This is a genomic window from uncultured Acinetobacter sp. (assembly GCF_947624825.1).
Lineage (GTDB): Bacteria > Pseudomonadota > Gammaproteobacteria > Pseudomonadales > Moraxellaceae > Acinetobacter.
Genome location: NZ_CANQLZ010000029.1, coordinates 18,677 through 36,362, shown reverse-complemented (window position 1 = coordinate 36,362; position 17,686 = coordinate 18,677). Strand labels below are relative to the sequence as shown.

Annotated in this window: 20 protein-coding genes; 8 read left to right on the top strand and 12 right to left on the bottom strand. The window is 41.0% G+C overall.

Annotated features, from left to right (window positions below; genetic code table 11):
• Positions 1-196 precede the first annotated feature (196 nt).
• The 3 genes from Q0017_RS08315 to def form a co-directional block, all read right to left on the bottom strand.
• The gene (locus tag Q0017_RS08315) at positions 197-2,236 is read right to left on the bottom strand and encodes a TonB-dependent copper receptor (protein WP_298145247.1); all 2,040 of its coding nucleotides are present in this window, start codon (positions 2,234-2,236) and stop codon (positions 197-199) included.
• A 72-nt stretch (positions 2,237-2,308) separates the two neighbouring features.
• Positions 2,309-2,704, bottom strand: coding sequence for a DUF2946 family protein (locus tag Q0017_RS08310; protein ID WP_298145245.1), 396 nt, complete (start codon positions 2,702-2,704; stop codon positions 2,309-2,311).
• A 73-nt stretch (positions 2,705-2,777) separates the two neighbouring features.
• Positions 2,778-3,296, bottom strand: a complete 519-nt coding sequence (gene def / locus Q0017_RS08305) for a peptide deformylase (protein ID WP_297426750.1) — start codon at positions 3,294-3,296, stop codon at positions 2,778-2,780.
• Positions 3,297-3,416: 120 nt separating this feature from the next.
• On the opposite strand from def, the gene Q0017_RS08300 reads away from it, so the two are divergent.
• From Q0017_RS08300 to Q0017_RS08290, 3 genes are read left to right on the top strand one after another with little or no spacing between them, the layout of a single operon-like run.
• Entirely contained in the window at positions 3,417-4,574 is a 1,158-nt protein-coding gene (locus Q0017_RS08300) for a LysM peptidoglycan-binding domain-containing protein (protein ID WP_298145241.1), read from the top strand.
• Between the two features lie 24 nt (positions 4,575-4,598).
• On the top strand, positions 4,599-5,744 hold the full coding sequence (dprA, locus tag Q0017_RS08295) for a DNA-processing protein DprA (protein ID WP_298145238.1): 1,146 nt from the start codon (positions 4,599-4,601) through the stop codon (positions 5,742-5,744).
• 50 nt (positions 5,745-5,794) lie between these two features.
• Positions 5,795-6,364, top strand: a complete 570-nt coding sequence (locus Q0017_RS08290; RefSeq protein ID WP_298145250.1) for a Sua5/YciO/YrdC/YwlC family protein — start codon at positions 5,795-5,797, stop codon at positions 6,362-6,364.
• A gap of 372 nt (positions 6,365-6,736) precedes the next feature.
• Here Q0017_RS08290 and Q0017_RS08285 read toward each other — a convergent pair whose 3' ends face one another.
• On the bottom strand, positions 6,737-7,615 hold the full coding sequence (locus Q0017_RS08285; RefSeq protein ID WP_298145235.1) for a DMT family transporter: 879 nt from the start codon (positions 7,613-7,615) through the stop codon (positions 6,737-6,739).
• A gap of 199 nt (positions 7,616-7,814) precedes the next feature.
• Here Q0017_RS08285 and Q0017_RS08280 point away from each other — a divergent pair, with 199 nt between their 5' ends.
• From Q0017_RS08280 to Q0017_RS08260, 5 genes are all read left to right on the top strand, one after another.
• On the top strand, positions 7,815-8,360 hold the full coding sequence (locus Q0017_RS08280; RefSeq protein WP_298145232.1) for a glutathione peroxidase: 546 nt from the start codon (positions 7,815-7,817) through the stop codon (positions 8,358-8,360).
• 355 nt (positions 8,361-8,715) lie between these two features.
• Positions 8,716-8,937, top strand: a complete 222-nt coding sequence (locus tag Q0017_RS08275) for an RcnB family protein (protein WP_298145230.1) — start codon at positions 8,716-8,718, stop codon at positions 8,935-8,937.
• 134 nt (positions 8,938-9,071) lie between these two features.
• Complete coding sequence (locus Q0017_RS08270; protein WP_298145228.1) at positions 9,072-9,629, top strand: hypothetical protein; 558 nt, start codon at positions 9,072-9,074, stop codon at positions 9,627-9,629.
• Positions 9,630-9,757: 128 nt separating this feature from the next.
• Positions 9,758-10,753, top strand: coding sequence for a pirin family protein (locus Q0017_RS08265; RefSeq protein ID WP_298145225.1), 996 nt, complete (start codon positions 9,758-9,760; stop codon positions 10,751-10,753).
• A 59-nt stretch (positions 10,754-10,812) separates the two neighbouring features.
• Positions 10,813-11,259 (top strand): ATP-binding protein, encoded by a 447-nt coding sequence (locus Q0017_RS08260; RefSeq protein ID WP_298145222.1) that lies wholly within the window; start codon positions 10,813-10,815, stop codon positions 11,257-11,259.
• On the opposite strand, the gene Q0017_RS08255 is transcribed toward Q0017_RS08260, so the two are convergent.
• From Q0017_RS08255 to Q0017_RS08220, 8 genes are all read right to left on the bottom strand, one after another.
• Positions 11,238-11,543 (bottom strand): hypothetical protein, encoded by a 306-nt coding sequence (locus Q0017_RS08255; RefSeq protein ID WP_298145219.1) that lies wholly within the window; start codon positions 11,541-11,543, stop codon positions 11,238-11,240. The two genes, Q0017_RS08260 and Q0017_RS08255, sit on opposite strands and share 22 nt — an antisense overlap.
• 100 nt (positions 11,544-11,643) lie before the next feature.
• Positions 11,644-12,111 (bottom strand): DUF2846 domain-containing protein, encoded by a 468-nt coding sequence (locus Q0017_RS08250; RefSeq protein ID WP_298145216.1) that lies wholly within the window; start codon positions 12,109-12,111, stop codon positions 11,644-11,646.
• Positions 12,112-12,228: 117 nt separating this feature from the next.
• Complete coding sequence (locus Q0017_RS08245) at positions 12,229-12,645, bottom strand: F0F1 ATP synthase subunit epsilon (RefSeq protein ID WP_298145213.1); 417 nt, start codon at positions 12,643-12,645, stop codon at positions 12,229-12,231.
• A gap of 26 nt (positions 12,646-12,671) precedes the next feature.
• The gene (gene atpD, locus Q0017_RS08240; RefSeq protein WP_297426786.1) at positions 12,672-14,066 is read right to left on the bottom strand and encodes a F0F1 ATP synthase subunit beta; all 1,395 of its coding nucleotides are present in this window, start codon (positions 14,064-14,066) and stop codon (positions 12,672-12,674) included.
• A gap of 26 nt (positions 14,067-14,092) precedes the next feature.
• Positions 14,093-14,962: a F0F1 ATP synthase subunit gamma gene (atpG, locus tag Q0017_RS08235; protein ID WP_298145210.1), complete on the bottom strand. Its 870-nt coding sequence runs from the start codon at positions 14,960-14,962 to the stop codon at positions 14,093-14,095.
• A gap of 87 nt (positions 14,963-15,049) precedes the next feature.
• Positions 15,050-16,594, bottom strand: coding sequence for a F0F1 ATP synthase subunit alpha (gene atpA, locus Q0017_RS08230; RefSeq protein ID WP_298145207.1), 1,545 nt, complete (start codon positions 16,592-16,594; stop codon positions 15,050-15,052).
• A 42-nt stretch (positions 16,595-16,636) separates the two neighbouring features.
• Positions 16,637-17,173 (bottom strand): F0F1 ATP synthase subunit delta, encoded by a 537-nt coding sequence (locus Q0017_RS08225; protein ID WP_298145204.1) that lies wholly within the window; start codon positions 17,171-17,173, stop codon positions 16,637-16,639.
• Positions 17,174-17,185: 12 nt separating this feature from the next.
• Positions 17,186-17,656, bottom strand: a complete 471-nt coding sequence (locus tag Q0017_RS08220) for a F0F1 ATP synthase subunit B (protein ID WP_297426797.1) — start codon at positions 17,654-17,656, stop codon at positions 17,186-17,188.
• Positions 17,657-17,686 lie beyond the last annotated feature (30 nt).

The window sequence follows — 17,686 nt, the reverse complement described above, 5'->3', positions numbered from 1 at the left end:
ATGGAGGGCGATTATAGATAGTTTTCAAAGTTAAACAAGCCCTAAAACAAAAAAAGATAACTAAAAGTGATTAATTGTGTGCTTTTTAATCCAAATTATTATTTTTTGCTATATCTACTCTTTATAAATTCTTTTCCATAGCTCATTAAATAAAAAGCCACAATATAAAATTGTGGCTTTTATTAGGCATTAAATTTTAAAACTTCATGCTTAAACGTGCCCAATAATTGCGTCCAATATTATTAAATTGCTCTGTACCTGCTAAACCAATACCTGCATTACCCAATTTGTTTAAATGCTCGGCATACGTTTTATTCAGCACATTATCAATCCCAACCGATAGATCAACATCTTGGGCTAACTTATAGGTTCCATTTAAAGACAGCGTACCAAAACCTGCACTTTGTTTTAAATCATAGCCAACAATATTACCTTCGCGTTCACTAATACGGCTTTGCCCATCAACTACACGCCATAATAAGCCAAGGTTATAGTTGTCTTGCACGTAACGTAAGTTGATACGTCCCTCTAATGGAGAGATTTGTGGCAATGGCGTGTTATCGGTGGTGTTTTCACCCCATGCATACATAACACTCATATCAGCTTGGATTGCGTCGCTAAATTGATAACCTACACCAGCTTCTGCACCTGCAATCGTGGCATCTACATTACGGCTATGCGCTTCTAAAGCGCCCATCATGCCGGTAGGTTGATAATTGGTTAAAATATAATCTTGTACTAAACCTGCATAAGCAGACACCCAAGAATTCCATGCACCATGATGATGTTGATAGCCTAAATCAAGCTGTAGGGTTTTTTCGGTATCTATATGATTAAAGGTATTACTGTAGCCATTGCCTGATTTTGGACTAAACAGCTCCCAATAATCTGGCATACGCTCTACATAACCTAAACCAATGTAAGTTTTACCATCTTCATGTTCAGGATGAATATTCTCAAAACGGATAAAAGCACTCGGTAAGGTTTTATTGAGTTCACGGTTTAAACCTAAAGCTGTGCTGCTACGTAAATCCTCAACTTTGACTTGATCCACACGCATACCTGTGACTAAGCGGTTATCTTGACCTAAATCATAGCCGAGCTCAGTAAAAATACCGTAAGACTGAAATTGCATGTCAATTTCACGCGCTACATCTTTGTAACTGTCATGCATGCCGCGACGAATGCTGTGCTCGTTATTTTGCGTATCTAGACCACTGATTAAATTTATTTTTTCCCATTCACTGCTCACAGCAACGCGTGCATTTAAAGTTTTACGTGCCACATTGGTCGCCATAGGATGCATCATGCCACCTGCAGGATTAAACTCACGTAAGCTAAAGTTATCCATCACATGATCATTAAAGTTATAATTCACTTGTGCTTCAATTTTTTTAATCACACTAGTGACATTTTTCTGCTCAACACGTAAGCCTAAACTTTCACGGGCAAATTTTGAACCGTCCATGGCACGTCCTGCATAGACTGCTTCGCCGTCTGCTTTACCTGCACTCAGTTCAAGCCAAGTATCTGCATTTGGTGTCCAACCCAAAGCGATATCTGCATTCCAACGCTCCCAATCTGAAGGCACAGTACTACCATCACCATCTTGATAACTATCAGATACCGAACGATTAGTATTTAAACGAAGATACTTCTGCTCATCGCCCAATGCAGCTTCGATATTCTGATCCAAGCGTCCATAAGAACCTAGCACTACGCTAGCTTGACCACGATAATTTTTCTCATCATTGAATTGCTCAGGACGACGTTCAAAGATAACAGTCGCTGCCGAACCAGTATTGGCATATTGCACCGTTTGCGGGCCTTTAATGACCGAAATTTGGTCATAACTTTCAGGCGAAATATATGAGGTTGGTGAATCCATACGACTTGGACAAGCACCTAAATTTTCTGTGCCATCAGTTAAAATTTTAATACGTGAGCCAAACATGCCACGGAACGTGACATCACCATTGGTGCCTGCACCGCTATTCACGGCGCTAAATCCAACAATACTTTGTAAGTAATCTGCACCGTCTGTGGCAGGAATGGGCTGAATCGGTTGCTTGGGATCAGCACGTACAATTAACCCATTGGCATCATTGCCTTGTTGGGCTGTAGCTACAATCGCGGTTAAAGAATGAGTTGATGTTTCAACTGCTAAGCTTGTAGATGAATAGGCGATCGCCATCGCAGCCACTAAAGGCTGTAGTAAAAATTGACCTGAGCGCATCAGAAATCTCACTTAAAACATAAATACGAGGGGGCTAGAGCCAATCAAGACCCTAAAACAAACAATCGAAATTTATGCAAAAAGTGGTGGGGCTCGCCCTTGTGGCAATAAAAATAGTCGTTGCAGTACAAACCAAACATAAGCGGCTTGATTTTGCCATGCATAAAAACGTACTAAGACCCGATCAAGCACTTCTTTAATGCTTAAATCAGGCGGCAAAACTAAGTTACTGTAAACAGTACAATACTGACACTGATGATTGGAATCGTGATGATGTGTATGGTCGGCAGCATGCTCAGCTATATGTGCATGAGCGTGATGACTATGAGAGTTGGTTAATAATGCTTGGGTGATGGTCTCACACACCGGCGCAACCTGATATTGCATCGGCAGTAGAGGCTGTAAAAAAACAGCGATTTGTAAGGCCACCGCGACTAACGCCAGTAGCAACCCGCTTCGCATCACCAAGAACAAAAAACCCATACATGGAGTATGGGCTTGAGTATAACAAATATACTAAACAACAAAACAGTTTTTAAACTTAGCGTTGCACTTTTTGGCGTTGACGCACCACTTTTTCCACTTTTTCACGCGCACGTTGACGCTTTAATGGAGACAAATAATCGACAAACAGTTTGCCATTTAAGTGATCCATTTCATGCTGAATACAAACTGCGAGAAGTTCATCTGCTTCCATCTCAAACGCTTGTCCTTCAAGATTAAGTGCTTCGATCTTTACGCGTGACGGACGCTCAACTTTATCGTATATTTGAGGCACAGATAAACAGCCCTCTTCATACGGTTGGGTTTGTTCAGTCAGTGGGGTAATCTTTGGATTAATGAACACCAACGGTTGATCTTTGGTTTCAGATAAATCCATGACGATCAATTGGATATGATGATCAACTTGCGTTGCAGCTAAGCCAATACCAGGTGCTGCATACATCGTTTCAAACATATCTGCGGCAAGCTGACGAATTTCATCAGTAACTTCTTCGACAGGTTTGGCAATGGTACGAAGACGGGGATCCGGGAAACTTAAAATAGGTAATAAGGCCATACTGCGTCCTCAACTGTGCCATTGAACTAAAAAAACCAATGAAGGAATGCTTCATCAGAAAATTGTGTGTAAGATCGTTATTATAACGCAACTACATACATAATTTTAGGAATTATGATAATGAAAAAAGTTTTGACAGACACAGCTATTTTTCGTGTCTTGGGGTTTAAACAGCATGTATTGGCTGTTGCGGTGTGTGCGAGTTTGGGGCTAGGTATGATCGCAACCGCTGAGGCGGCACCTGCACGCAATGTCAATCCACCTGTGTTAAAAGCCGATGCACCAAACGTTTATGTGGTCAAAAAAGGCGATACCCTGTGGGATATTTCAAAGCGCTTTTTAAAGAATCCACTGCGCTGGCGTGAAATTTGGGCAAGCAATAAACATGTTAAAAATCCACATTGGATTTTCCCAGGTGACCGTTTATTGATGTGTGACTATCAAGGTCGTCCAATTTTAGGTAAAGACGAAGGTGATGGTTGTGCCGGAATTATTAGTCGTTACTTAGGTGACCAAAAATTACAACCTCAGGTGCGCCTTGAATCATTAAATAATGCCATTCCTGTGATTGCACTCGATGATATTAAAAACTTCCTTGAGCGCTCACATATCATTGCACCGAATGCTTTAGATGCGACCCCTTATATTGTAGGTGCAGCAGATCAACGTGTATTGGCGGCTAAAGGACAAACGGTTTATGCACGCGGTGTAGGTTTAGAGGCCGGTCAGCGTTATGCCATTTACCGTGAAGGCGAACCGTACACAGCAACGGATGCCAAAGGGCGTAAATACCCTGTTGCATTAGAACTCACCCAAGTGGCTACTGCAATTGCCAGCAAAAATAGTGATAACGACGTTACAACACTAGAAATTACCGACACCTTTAGCTATGAAGTTCGTCGTGGTGATCGTGTTTTACCAATTTATGACCCAATGCTGCCAACATTGTTCTACCCAGTAGAAACTGATAATGTGGTCAAAGATGGTAAAGTTATTCGTGTACAAGGTTCAATCGGCACAGCCGCACTGGGTAGTGTTGTTACTTTAGATCGTGGTAGCCAACACGGCGTACAAAGTGGTCATGTATTTAGCATTTCACAACAAGGTGAAGTGGTGACTGATCCAAAAACCAAAGAACGTATTCAATTGCCGGGTCAGCGTATTGGTCAACTGATGGTGTTTAAAACCTTTGATCAATTTAGCTATGCTTATGTATTAAGTAGTGAATTACCAATTAAAGTTGGTGCAAACTTAGTTACCCCAAGCGATGATGAATAAACGATAAAAACAACGAGGTGAGGTATGTTGCAACAACTCTCACAATCGCAACGCGATTTCATTTGCTTGTGGTATTTAGTGCAACATTCTTTGTCGAGTTTTTATAAGCTGCTTGACTATTATGGCTCAGTCCCCAGTGCTATTGCGGCACGGCATGATTGGGCCATTTTAAATTTACACAGCAGTCATCTCAAACGTGTTCAAGAATTTGAGCAACCACTACAGCAAGCTCATTTTGAAAAACTCCTGCACAGCATACAAACTCACAGCGATTTTATCGTCACCTTTCAAGACGATGCTTATCCACAGCAACTTTTAAACTATGTGGATAAACCACCCCTCATTTTCGGACAAGGTCAGTTCAATATATTAAACGAAGCGCAAATTGCCATTGTAGGGAGTCGTAAACCAAGCCCACATGGACGCCAAGTGGCTTATGATTTTGCTTACTATTTAAGTGAACAAGGTTTTTATATTAATAGCGGTTTAGCTTTAGGTATTGATGAAGCGGCTCACTTAGGTGGTTTACAGCATGGGCGTACTTTGGCGGTAATGGCAACGGGTTTAGATCAAACTTATTCACGCCAACATCAAAACTTAAGAACAAAGATTGCTGCCCAAGATGGCACGGTCATCACTGAATTTTTACCGTTTACACCACCCTTACAGCACAATTTCCCAAGACGTAATCGGATCGTCAGTGGTTTGAGTTTAGGGGTATTAATCGCAGAAGCCACTTTAAAAAGCGGTTCTTTAATTACTGCCAAAATTGCGGCCGAGCAAGGTAAAAGTATCTTTGCAATTCCGGGGCACATTTACAGTGAGCATCATCAAGGTTGCCACCAACTCATTCGCGAAGGTGCAATTTTAGTCGATCACCCTGAACAAATCGTTGAGGATTTGGCCTTAGCCACCCAATGGCAGCATCAGCGATTACACCCTCAAAATACAGCCACACCAGCAATAAAACTTGCACCTGAACCCAAAGTTCCTGCACATTTACAAGCACTCTACACAGCACTTGATTGGCAAGGTCAAAGCCTTGATCAACTTTGTGCAGGTTTAAATCTAGATGCAGCGGATTTAACCGCAAAACTTATGGAACTTGAATTGTTTGGTTTAGCAATGCAACAGTCAGGTCTTTACTTGCGTTGTGGTTCGGCGCAATAAAGTCCACAATAGTCTTTTCACATATCACACGGGAAAAGATAAAAATGTCGATGATTACTACCTCTGTAACCGAAGCCGCAGAATGTCTTAAACAAGGTCAAGTTCTGGCTTATCCTACAGAGGCCGTTTGGGGTTTAGGCTGTGACCCGTATAACCAAGAGGCATTTTTAGAAATTTTGCGCTTAAAGCAACGCCCGATTGAAAAAGGCGTGATCTTACTTGCCGCTCACTTAAGTCAAGTAGAACCTTTACTTGCCAATTTAGATCCAAACATCCGCGCTCAAGTAGAATACTCTTGGCGTAATCAAACTGCTGGTGAACGCGCCACGACATGGTTGCTGCCGGCAACCGACGAAATTCCAACTTGGATTAAAGGCAATCATCCCAAAGTGGCAGTACGTGTCACCAATCATCCACTGTGCATGGCGCTATGTTCTGCCTTTGATCGTTTTATTGTATCAACCAGTGCCAATCCTGCTGGATTAGAGCCTGCACGTTCTTTACAAGATGCTATGCAATATTTTCATCAAGATTTAAATTATCTGAATGGTGATTTAGGTTTAAGTTGTGAACCAAGTCGCATTTTAGATGCTGAAACAGGCAAAGTAATTCGCGCCTAAATCCTTAAATTTTAGGCAAAAAAAAGCTCAGCCATATAGGGACGGCTGAGCATAAAAAGGATGTGTAAATCACATCCAGAGGGTCTACAAATCTGGCGCAACTTAAAGATCGTTAAGAATATCTTAAGTATCTGCGATGACGGTATTATGTGTTAATCATGTTATTTAAACAAATATAATATTAAACTCAATTTAGACTAAAAATATATTAGATAAGTAATTTTTTACCAACATGTTCAATTTATCTGACTATTTTTTATTTATTTTTAAAAAACTCAGATGATTTTTAAAGCATCAATCTTTGCTGATTTTTTGTAGTATAAGTGAAAAAAATAAAATAAATAAATATTTTTTGTTTATTTTTTAATCTAATTATTTTTTCTGTGCTAACAATACAGCCAACAAAATCACGATTCCACCAACAGTATGGTAAATGCTCCATCGTTCATTCAACCAAAAATAGGCAATTAAGGCTGTAAAGATCGGCATTAAGTTCATAAAAATACTGGTCTGATTGGGACCGAGTTGTTGTACCGCTTTCATCCACAGCAAAGGCGCCAATAACGAGGGAAAAATTCCGGCATACGCGACACTCAGCATATTGTCTTGAGTAAGAGAATCTAAACCCAAATAAACCACAATAGGCACATGATAGAGCAACGCAAAACATACTTGCACGTATAGCATCAGCATTAAAGGCAATGCCAACTGCCATTTTTTTAAAAATACCCCATAAAAAGCATAAAAGAAAACGGCCAACAGCATCAGCAAGTCACCGCTATGCTGACCTAAATTTAAGACTGCACTTAACTGACCTTGACCAATGACATACAGTAATCCCAAAAATGAGAAAACACTGCCAATCACTGCATAGCGATTAGGAAATTCTTTTAAAATTAAAATGCCAACAAAAATAGTAAAAATTGGAATAAAAGCATTAATTAAACCCATGTTGGTGGCGGTCGTATAATGTGCTGCGCTATAAGCCAAGCCTTGGTACAACAACATGCCAAAAGCACTTAAAATTGCCAACTTCAAGCTATGTTGTTGAATCAATTGTCGCTGCTGCCAAGTTTTGTGCAGCATAAACGGCGTTAATAACAGCCATGCCAATAACCAACGATAAAAACTAATACTCATTGGCTCAATAAAATCCGTGACATAACGCGTGACTACAATATTTAACGACCAAATCACAACAGCTGTAATTGGTAATAAAATTGCCCACCATGCCATACGCTGCTGTGTCATATTGTGATCCTTTACTGTTATTTTTTCAGCTGTATGCTGTTTTTATATGATTAATTTTAACTGTGCTCGCCTTTGCTTTAAAAGCATACATATCGTATTGGCTTTTTGTACATATAGGCGTAAGACAAGAATTTTTACTTGCCGCTGAGCAATTTTATCGCTACAACATGATTTGGTTAAAACAAAATAAGGATCGTTTATGACAAACAGTGTATATGATATTGCCGTGCAAACCATTGATGGCACGCAGACAACATTAAACCAATATCAAGGCAAAGTTTTATTGATTGTCAATGTGGCTTCAAAATGCGGTTTAACTCCACAATATGAAGGTTTACAGCAACTTTATCAAAACAAAAAAGCCGAAGGTTTAGAAATTCTGGGGTTTCCTGCCAATGATTTCTTGGCACAAGAGCCGGGCAGCAATGAAGAAATTCAACAATTTTGTAGCATTAACTATCAAATTGATTTTCCATTATTTGCCAAGATTACTGTGGTAGGTCAAGACAAACATCCGCTTTATCAAGCCCTCACGCAAGCCATTCCTGAACGTATTGGTGAAGGCCCATGGGTAAAAGATTTAACAGATTATGGTTTAACGCCAAACCTACCGCCTGAAGTGCTATGGAACTTTGAAAAATTCCTGATTGGTAAAAACGGTGAAATTGTCGCGCGTTTTGCACCAGACATCACAGCCGATGATGAACGCATTGTCAGTGCAATTGAAGCTGAGCTTGCCAAATAAGCCATGCAATTGTGTCTAGTTTTAGGGCTAGACACATTTTCCCCCTTAATCATCCTCATAATCTCTAGGTAATTTTTTCATTACTTCTGCTTAATTTTTATATTTAAAAAAATAATTTATTCTCTATTTATCAAAATCTTATTGTTTATTTAAGCCTATCCTAAGTCATACAGATAGGTGCTAAAAATGAAATTATTAAAAGCCATGGTGTTTTCAATCTCTAACGTATTAGTAGCAACTTCTGCTTTTGCTGTGTCATCTGAGCATAAGCATCAAGCCACACAACAAAATAAAGCACCGACATAAACTGAACCCCCATAAAGCCCCTGCCAAATTTGAGCAGCATAAGCCAAACATGCCTAAACAACATCTGGTTAACAAAGCTGAACAACCAAAACGCGATTGGAAGTCAGGCAGCAAAGTTCCTACACAATTTCAGGCCAAGCACTATAAAATTGATCACAAACAATCTAAGAAACTCGCTCCACCTAAAGCCAATCAAACATGGATTAAGGTCAATGGTGATTATGTGCTGATGGACAGCAAAAACCATAAGGTCATTAAATTCATACGCTAAGATCTTCACCTAGATTTTAAACAGCGTAGTAACGCTGTTTTTTATTTTTGTTGTGTATTTATAAAAAATTCCTTATTTGGTCATGATTATGTCGTATCTTATGATTATGATTAGATATTTTGGTGTTTTTAAGCATGACAAAGGTTTTACAGCGCGTGACTACGCCGATGATGTTATTGGGTCTAAGCGTGATGCTGTTTGGATGTGGTCAAACGCCTGCACCTGAGGCAACTGCGCAACCTGAGCCACAAATGGCTGAAAGTGCATCTGAAGATCTTCAAGCTGAATTAAAATCAGGCAGCATGTTTTCAATTGTACGTGATGTTGCAGATGTACAACTTAAGGCCGGCAACTATATTGAAGAACTACAGCAAACCCAAACTGAGTTACAAGATGCAGTTGATTTAAAAGATGCGCAAAAACTTGAACAAGCAGCTTCTAGTTTACAAACTCAACTGACTGGCTTTAATCAGGCACTGGTGAGCTTAGATTTAAAAAGTCAGGAAATTGACGACATTCGTAGCAATATTATTGCAGCCAACGAAAAAGTACTGAACTCTGATTTCTTAAACGGAAAATTAGACTTTGCCAATGTGGACTTTAAACAAATTGAAGCCCAAATGGGCAATGTACAAGGTGAAATGCTTAAACTTGCAGCCCTGTTAATTCCTCAGGAAAAGTCTGAGTCTTAAAACGCCTAGTGAAGTCTAAATAGTTTAGGCTTCACGACTTTATTACAGCATCACATCAGATACATAACATACGCTATGTTGAAAGCTTGCTAGCATATATAAAAATTAAAACAGCAAGGAATAAGCATATGCATCAGGCCATTTACTCTATTGTTCCCATTAAATTCCGCTTAGATTTAAAAGATCCTTTTATTTTTGCAGCACATCATCTAGATCATTTTCCTAAAGGCAATGCCGAGCTTGGTCCTCAGCATCCTGCTGTAAATCAAGAATATAGTATGTATTATGGCGAAACTGTGCCCGGTTTTCCGCAACATCCACATACCGGCTTTGAAACTATTACCTTAGTTGAACAAGGTGTAGTTGACCATTTTGACTCGCTGGGTAATGCCGGTCGCTATGCTGCAGGTGATGTACAATGGCTGAGTACAGGCAATGGTGTTGAACACTGTGAAATGTTTCCACTGATTCACCAAAATCGAGCCAATCCCTTAGAACTTTTTCAAATTTGGTTTAATTCATCTTCTGAACAAAAACAGCAAGACCCTGATTATAAAATGCTGTGGCGCGAAGATATTCCGCATGTCTATTTAAAGGATGCCCAAGGTAATATTGCTGATATTCGTGTGGTAGCAGGTCAATTTAATCAAACGTTTGCTTTAGCTTGTCCAGCGCATTCGTGGGCAGCAGCAACTAAAAACCATGTCAATATTTTCCTGATTACATTGCCCGCTCATACACAAGTGACCTTGCCTGCAACAACCGCAACGTCAACACGTTTTGCTTACTTTTATCAAGGCTCAGAATTAAAGCTGTTTGATCACAGCCTACAATCTCGACATCTTGTAGAGCTGCAACCGGATGTCGAAGTCAGCCTAACTGCAGGTGATCAAGAAGCACGTATTTTATGGTTAGAAGGTGAACCCATTACTGAGCCTGTAGCGATGCATGGTCCATTTGTCATGAATACTCAGCAAGAGTTAGATGAGGCTTTTCGACGCTATCGCGCCACTCAGTTTGGTAAGTGGCCATGGTCCAGTTCTGCCCCCACCTTTCAGCGTGAACAACCCCGTTTTTCAACCTATAACGGCGGTGAACGTCAAGAATTCCCAGAAGGATCTTAGTTGCTTAATGCGGTATGCAGGCATATGCTCAATTGTGTTAGCGCTTAGATGATTGAAATATGCAACTTATTTTATTATGTGGGGTACAGGCCTCGGGTAAATCTACCTTTTATCAGCAGTATTTTTACCACACGCATTTACGCTTAAATTTAGATATGCTGAAAACTCGGCATCGTGAAAATATGATTTTCGAAGCGTGTTTAGCCTCAAAAACCAAAATGGTGATTGATAATACCAACCCTGATGTTGCAGCACGTCGTCGTTATATTCAACGCGCCCATGATGCAGGCTTTGAGGTGATTGCCTATTATTTTGAAACTGATTTAAACAGCGCTCTAAAGCGTAATCGGCAACGTATAGGCAAAGCCAATATTCCTGAAGTCGGTGTACGAGCAACCTATAAAAAACTAGAAATTCCTCAATTAGCTGAGGGTTTTAGCGAAATTTTTCAGGTTAAAATTATAGATGCACAGCAATTTTCAATTCAGCTATTAGATGCAGTTTGATGCCATTGTTGAAAAGCTGCTTGCATTTTAGCTTCTGTAACAGCATCTACTTGCTGGGCTTTTAATTGACTAAAATTAGCTTGATAAACCTGTTGGCTCAATTGTTTTGCAAGCTGTTCAAGCGCAGCTCTACCCTGTTCTTGGTAAGCTAAAATTTGTTGATCAGTTAACTGCAAATGCCAACAGTGCATGGCATCACCTGTATCTATGGCAAAGCCCAAATAGTAATTGTCTTGTTGTTGGTAAAGCTCCCAAAAATGGGCTTGTTGTTGGATGAGTTGCATTTTTATATTGTGCTTAAACGACTAAAATTATTTTATAGCATAAAAAAACCACCCTTTCGGGTAGTTTTTTAAATCTCAAGCCTGCAATTAAGCGCGGTTTTTAAAATTGAATAGATTGTTTAGAACATGTCCCTTCTACTGCTAAACTATATTTTTCAATAGCCTGTTTCCCTTCAACTTCATCAACTAATTTTATATTTGCACCACCAACTAATACACCAGGCTTAATGTATTGCTGCACATAATATTTTTTTCCACTTTCTGTAGTGATATTAAGATGATTAGGAGAAAATTCCGATTCAGTAGAGACAATATGTTTTTTTCCTGCTTCTACTTCTTTGTAAAAATATACTCCGCGTGCAGTTTCACCTAGACATTCACCATTTAACCAAACATCTTTTTTAAGAGCTGAACCTAAAATGCTATTAGAACGGTAAACATAGATTGCCGCTTGCCCTGCTTGTATATTTTGTTGTTTTTGTAATCCTTTTGGATCTACCTTAGGAACAGATGCGCAACCAATAAAACCTAATGATAATAATATCGCTAAAACAAGTTTATTTAACATTTCCAACCTTTCTCATTTATTATTAAACACATAAAATATTTATTTATGAATTATTATTAAATATTGCCTATAAAAAAACCACCCTTTCGGGTGGTTTTTTAAATCTCAAACCTGCAATTAAGCGCGGTTTTTGATTTTGCGGATTGTGTCTAACTGAGCAGCAGTTTCTGCAAGAGCAGCTAATGCAGCAGCAGTGTCCAAATCGCTCTTTTGATTTGCAAGCAAGTTTTCAGCATTTTTACGTGCTTCAACAATTGCCGCTTCATCTAAGTTTTCTGCACGGACTGCAGTATCTGCAAGTACCGTAACAACATGCGGTTGAACTTCTAGAACACCACCAGATACATAGATTAACTCTTCTGTACCGTTTTCAAGCACAACACGGATCGCGCCAGGCTTGAGTAAAGTTACTAATGGTGTATGACCAGGCATAATACCCAATTCACCGCCAGCACCTTTTGCGATAATCATGCTGATCGTGCCTGAGTACAAAGACTCTTTAACACTTACAACATCACATTGCATAGTCGCCATGAGAATCTCCTAAATTAGGGAACTAATTAAAGTTTCTCAGCTTTAGCAAGTACTTCGTCAATACCACCAACCATGTAGAACGCTTGTTCTGGGATGTGATCGTATTCACCAGCTAAAAGACCTTTAAAGCCACGAATCGTTTCTTTAAGCGGTACAAGTTTACCAGGAGCACCAGTAAACACTTCAGCTACGTGGAACGGTTGAGAGAAGAAACGTTGGATCTTACGTGCGCGATACACGATAAGTTTGTCTTCTTCTGCCAATTCGTCCATACCAAGAATTGCGATAATGTCTTTCAATTCTTTGTAACGTTGAAGAACGTTTTGAACTGAACGAGCAATTTCGTAATGCTCAGCACCAACTACTAGTGGATCTAGCTGACGTGAAGTTGAGTCAAGTGGATCGATCGCTGGGTAAATACCACTCGACGCGATGTCACGGCTCAATACAACAGTTGCGTCTAAGTGAGCAAACGTTGTAGCAGGCGATGGATCTGTTAAGTCATCGGCAGGTACGTATACCGCTTGGATTGACGTAATAGAACCAGACTTAGTCGATGTAATACGTTCTTGAAGAACACCCATCTCTTCTGCAAGTGTAGGCTGGTAACCTACTGCAGATGGCATACGACCTAGAAGTGCTGATACTTCAGTACCCGCTAGTGTATAACGATAGATGTTATCTACGAACAATAGTACGTCACGGCCTTTACCGTTTTCGTCTTTCTCGTCACGGAAATATTCAGCCATAGTAAGACCAGTCAACGCTACGCGTAAACGGTTACCTGGTGGCTCGTTCATCTGACCGTAGACCATTGCTACTTTGTCTAGAACGTTAGAATCTTTCATTTCGTGATAGAAGTCATTACCTTCACGAGTACGCTCACCAACACCAGCAAACACAGATAAACCTGAGTGAGCTTTCGCGATGTTGTTGATCAACTCCATCATGTTTACAGTTTTACCAACACCGGCACCACCAAACAGACCAACTTTACCACCTTTAGCGAACGGGCAAAGTAAGTCAATTACTTTAATACCAGTTTCTAAAAGGTCAGTAGAAGCAGCTTGTTCAGCATAAGAAGGCGCTTGACGGTGAATTGGTAAACGCGCTTCAGTTGCAACAGGACCAGCTTCGTCGATTGGGCGACCAAGAACGTCCATGATACGACCAAGAGTCGCTGTACCAACTGGTACAGAGATTGGCGCGCCAGTGTTAGTTACGTTCAAACCACGCTTAAGGCCTTCAGTAGAACCCATTGCAATAGTACGAACTACGCCATCACCAAGTTGTTGCTGAACTTCTAATGTAGTTTCAGTACCGTCAACTTGGAGAGCGTCATAGATCTTAGGAACGCTGTTGCGTTCAAACTCGACGTCGATAACCGCGCCGATGATCTGAATGATACGACCGCCACTCATTGCTGTCTCCTCAATTCAAAATAATGTTAAACGGCAGCGGCACCACCAACGATCTCAGAAATTTCCTGAGTAATCGCGGCTTGACGCAGCTTGTTATAAATAAGTTGTAGGCTCTTAATGATGTCGCCTGCGTTGTCAGTTGCAGCTTTCATAGCAACCATACGTGCAGACTGCTCACATGCGATGTTTTCAATCACACCTTGATATACCACAGACTCAATGTAACGAACCAATAAGCCATTTAAAAGCTCTTCAGCTTGTGGCTCATAGATATAATCCCAACCATATTGACGGTTCAGATTCTCGTTCTCTTCAGCCGCAGCTAAAGGAACAAGTTGTTCGATTTTTTGATTTTGAGTCATGGCATTGACAAAGCCGTTTGACACTAGATAAATACGATCTAACTCGCCTTTATCATAAGCATCTAACATCACCTGTACAGAACCAGATAACTGTTCAAGACTTGGTGCATCACCGACATTTGTCGTCGCGCCAAGTACTTTACCGCCGTAGTTTTTAAAAAACGAAACCGCTTTTTGACCAATTAAAGCAAATTGAACTTCAATTGACTGCTCTTTTTGCTGTTGAACGTGTTTTACCACTTTCTTGAACAAGTTAATGTTCAAACCACCAGCAAGGCCACGATCTGAAGACACAATGATATAGCCAACGCGCTTTACAGGACGTTCAACCATATAACGGTGTTTGTATTCAGGATTCGCTTGAACCAAATGAGCAATTACACGGTGCATATTTTCGGCATACGGACGGCCTTGAGCCATGCGCTCTTGCGCACGACGCATCTTAGAAGCTGCTACCATCTGCATCGCGCGAGTAATTTTCTGCGTGCTTTTGATACTAGCTACTTTGGCGCGAATTTCTTTTAAATTTGCCATACGCTTAACCTAGTATTCGAAGGCCCTTGCGAGCCCTCGAAGGTTGATTCCGTGAACCAAACCCAGACTAAATGAGCTGTTGCTCAATTAGTAAGTTTGAGTCGCTTTGAACTTTTCAATACCAGCTTTGAATTCAGCTTCGATTTCTTTATCCCAAGCACCAGTCTGGTCAATTTTTTGCATTAACGCAGCATGTTCAGAACGGAAGTAAGAAATTAATGCAGCATCAAAGTCTACGATTTTCTTCACTTCAACGTCAGTCATGTAACCTTCGTTAGATGCATAAATTGAAACAGCTTGGTCAGCGATTGAATATGGAGCATATTGTTTTTGCTTCATTAATTCAGTAACACGTTGACCATGTTCAAGTTGCTTACGCGTTGCTTCGTCAAGATCAGAAGCAAACTGAGCAAAAGCTGCAAGTTCACGGTATTGCGCTAAAGCGGTACGGATACCACCAGACAATTTTTTGATAACTTTAGTCTGCGCTGAACCACCAACACGAGATACAGAGATACCCGCGTTCACAGCAGGACGGATACCTGCGTTGAATAATGATGTTTCAAGGAAGATCTGACCGTCAGTGATCGAAATTACGTTCGTTGGTACGAATGCAGATACGTCACCCGCTTGAGTTTCAATGATTGGTAAAGCAGTTAATGAACCAGTTTGGCCCTTAACTTCACCATTCGTGAACTTCTCAACGTAGTCAGCTGAAACGCGCGAAGCACGCTCAAGAAGACGTGAGTGAAGATAGAATACGTCACCTGGATACGCTTCACGACCTGGTGGACGACGTAATAACAATGAAATTTGACGGTAAGCAACTGCTTGCTTAGACAAATCATCATAGATAATTAACGCATCTTCACCGCGATCACGGAAGTATTCACCCATTGTACAGCCAGAGTACGGAGCAAGGAAAAGCATTGCTGCTGGATCCGCTGCCGCTGCTGCTACAACAGTTGTATACGCCATAGCGCCAGTTTCTTCTAGCTTGCGTACTACGTTTGCGATAGTCGATTGTTTTTGACCAATTGCTACGTATACACATTTAATGCCAGAATTTTTCTGAGCGATAATCGCATCGATCGCCATTGCTGTTTTACCAGTTTGACGGTCACCAATGATCAACTCACGCTGACCACGGCCGACTGGAATCATTGTATCTACTGATTTATAACCAGTTTGTACAGGTTCATCCACTGATTGACGCCAAATTACGCCTGGTGCTACTTTTTCAACAGCATCAGTTAATTTAGCATCGATCGGGCCTTTACCATCAATCGGGTTACCAAGAGCATCTACTACACGGCCTAAAAGTTCTGGACCAACCGGAACTTCTAATACACGACCTGTGCAACGCGCTTTTTGGCCTTCTTGAAGGCTTAAGTAGTTACCTAAAACAACGACGCCCACTGAATCCTGTTCTAGGTTCAGTGCCATACCATAAAGGCCGCCGTCGAATTCGATCATTTCACCGTACATTGCGTCAGCAAGACCGTGAATGCGCACAATACCGTCAGATACCATAACAATGGTACCTTCGTTTTTAGCGGTTGCGCTGGTGTCCAGATCGCCGATACGCTGTTTAATGAGCGCACTGATCTCGGATGGATTCAGTTGTTGCATTGCGCTATACCTCAATCTTTTTAAAGTTCAGTCTTCGAGCAATTACGCAAGAAGACGAGTACGCATTTTTTCAAGCTTATTAAGCGCAGAATCATCTATCACTTGGTCGCCTGCACGAATAACCACACCCGCAATCAATGCCGGGTTAACTTCTACAGAAACATTTACTGCTGCTTGGAATTTCTTCTCTAAGGCGTGTGCAAGTAATTGTTCTTGTACAGAAGTTAATGGGAATGCCGATTCAATTACGACATCCACAACATTGTTATTCTGTGATTTAAGCTGTTCATATTCTGCTTGAATTTCAGGTAAAAGACTCAAACGACCATTTTCAGCAAGCAATGTCAAAAAGTTTGACACTGCTGCGGTTTGGTCTTCACCTAAAACTTTAGCAAAAAGACTCACCTGCTCAGCAGGATTAAGCTCAGGGCGATTTAGATAAGCTGAAAATGCTTCGTCTTGCACCGCAGCACTGAGCAAAGTAAGCGCATTTGACCAAGAGTCAGCTGCGTTTTGCTCAGAAGCGTAAGCAAATGCTGCTTTTGCGTAAGGGCGTGCTAACGTCAAGAGTTCAGCCATAATCCGCCTCTCTTAAAGTTTAGCAGCCAGCTGAGTCAGCATGGCATTGTGAGCTTCTGCATCAACTTGCTGGCTAAGAATTTTCTCAGCACCAGCTACTGCAAGAGCAGCCACTTGTTGACGTAATTGTTCGCGAGCTGCGTTGATTTCAGTATCAACAGCTTCTTTAGCCTGTTGACGAATGCGCTCACCTTCAGCTGCTGCTTGAGCACGCGCATCTTCTACCAATTGCGCACCGCGACGGTTCGCTTGTTCGATCAATTGAGCCGCTTGTGCTTTAGCTGCGTCGAGTTCGGCTTTCACTTGTGCTTGCGCATCCGCAAGGTCAGCTTTTGCTTTCTCAGCCGCATTTAAGCCGTCAGCAATTTTACGCTGACGCTCACTAATCGCATTGATTAGTGGTGGCCATACAAACTTCATGCAGAATGCGACAAACATCGCAAACGCAATCGCTTGGCCAAACAATGTGAGGTTGATATTCATTGCAAATTCCTCAAATAGTGAATTTCGGAA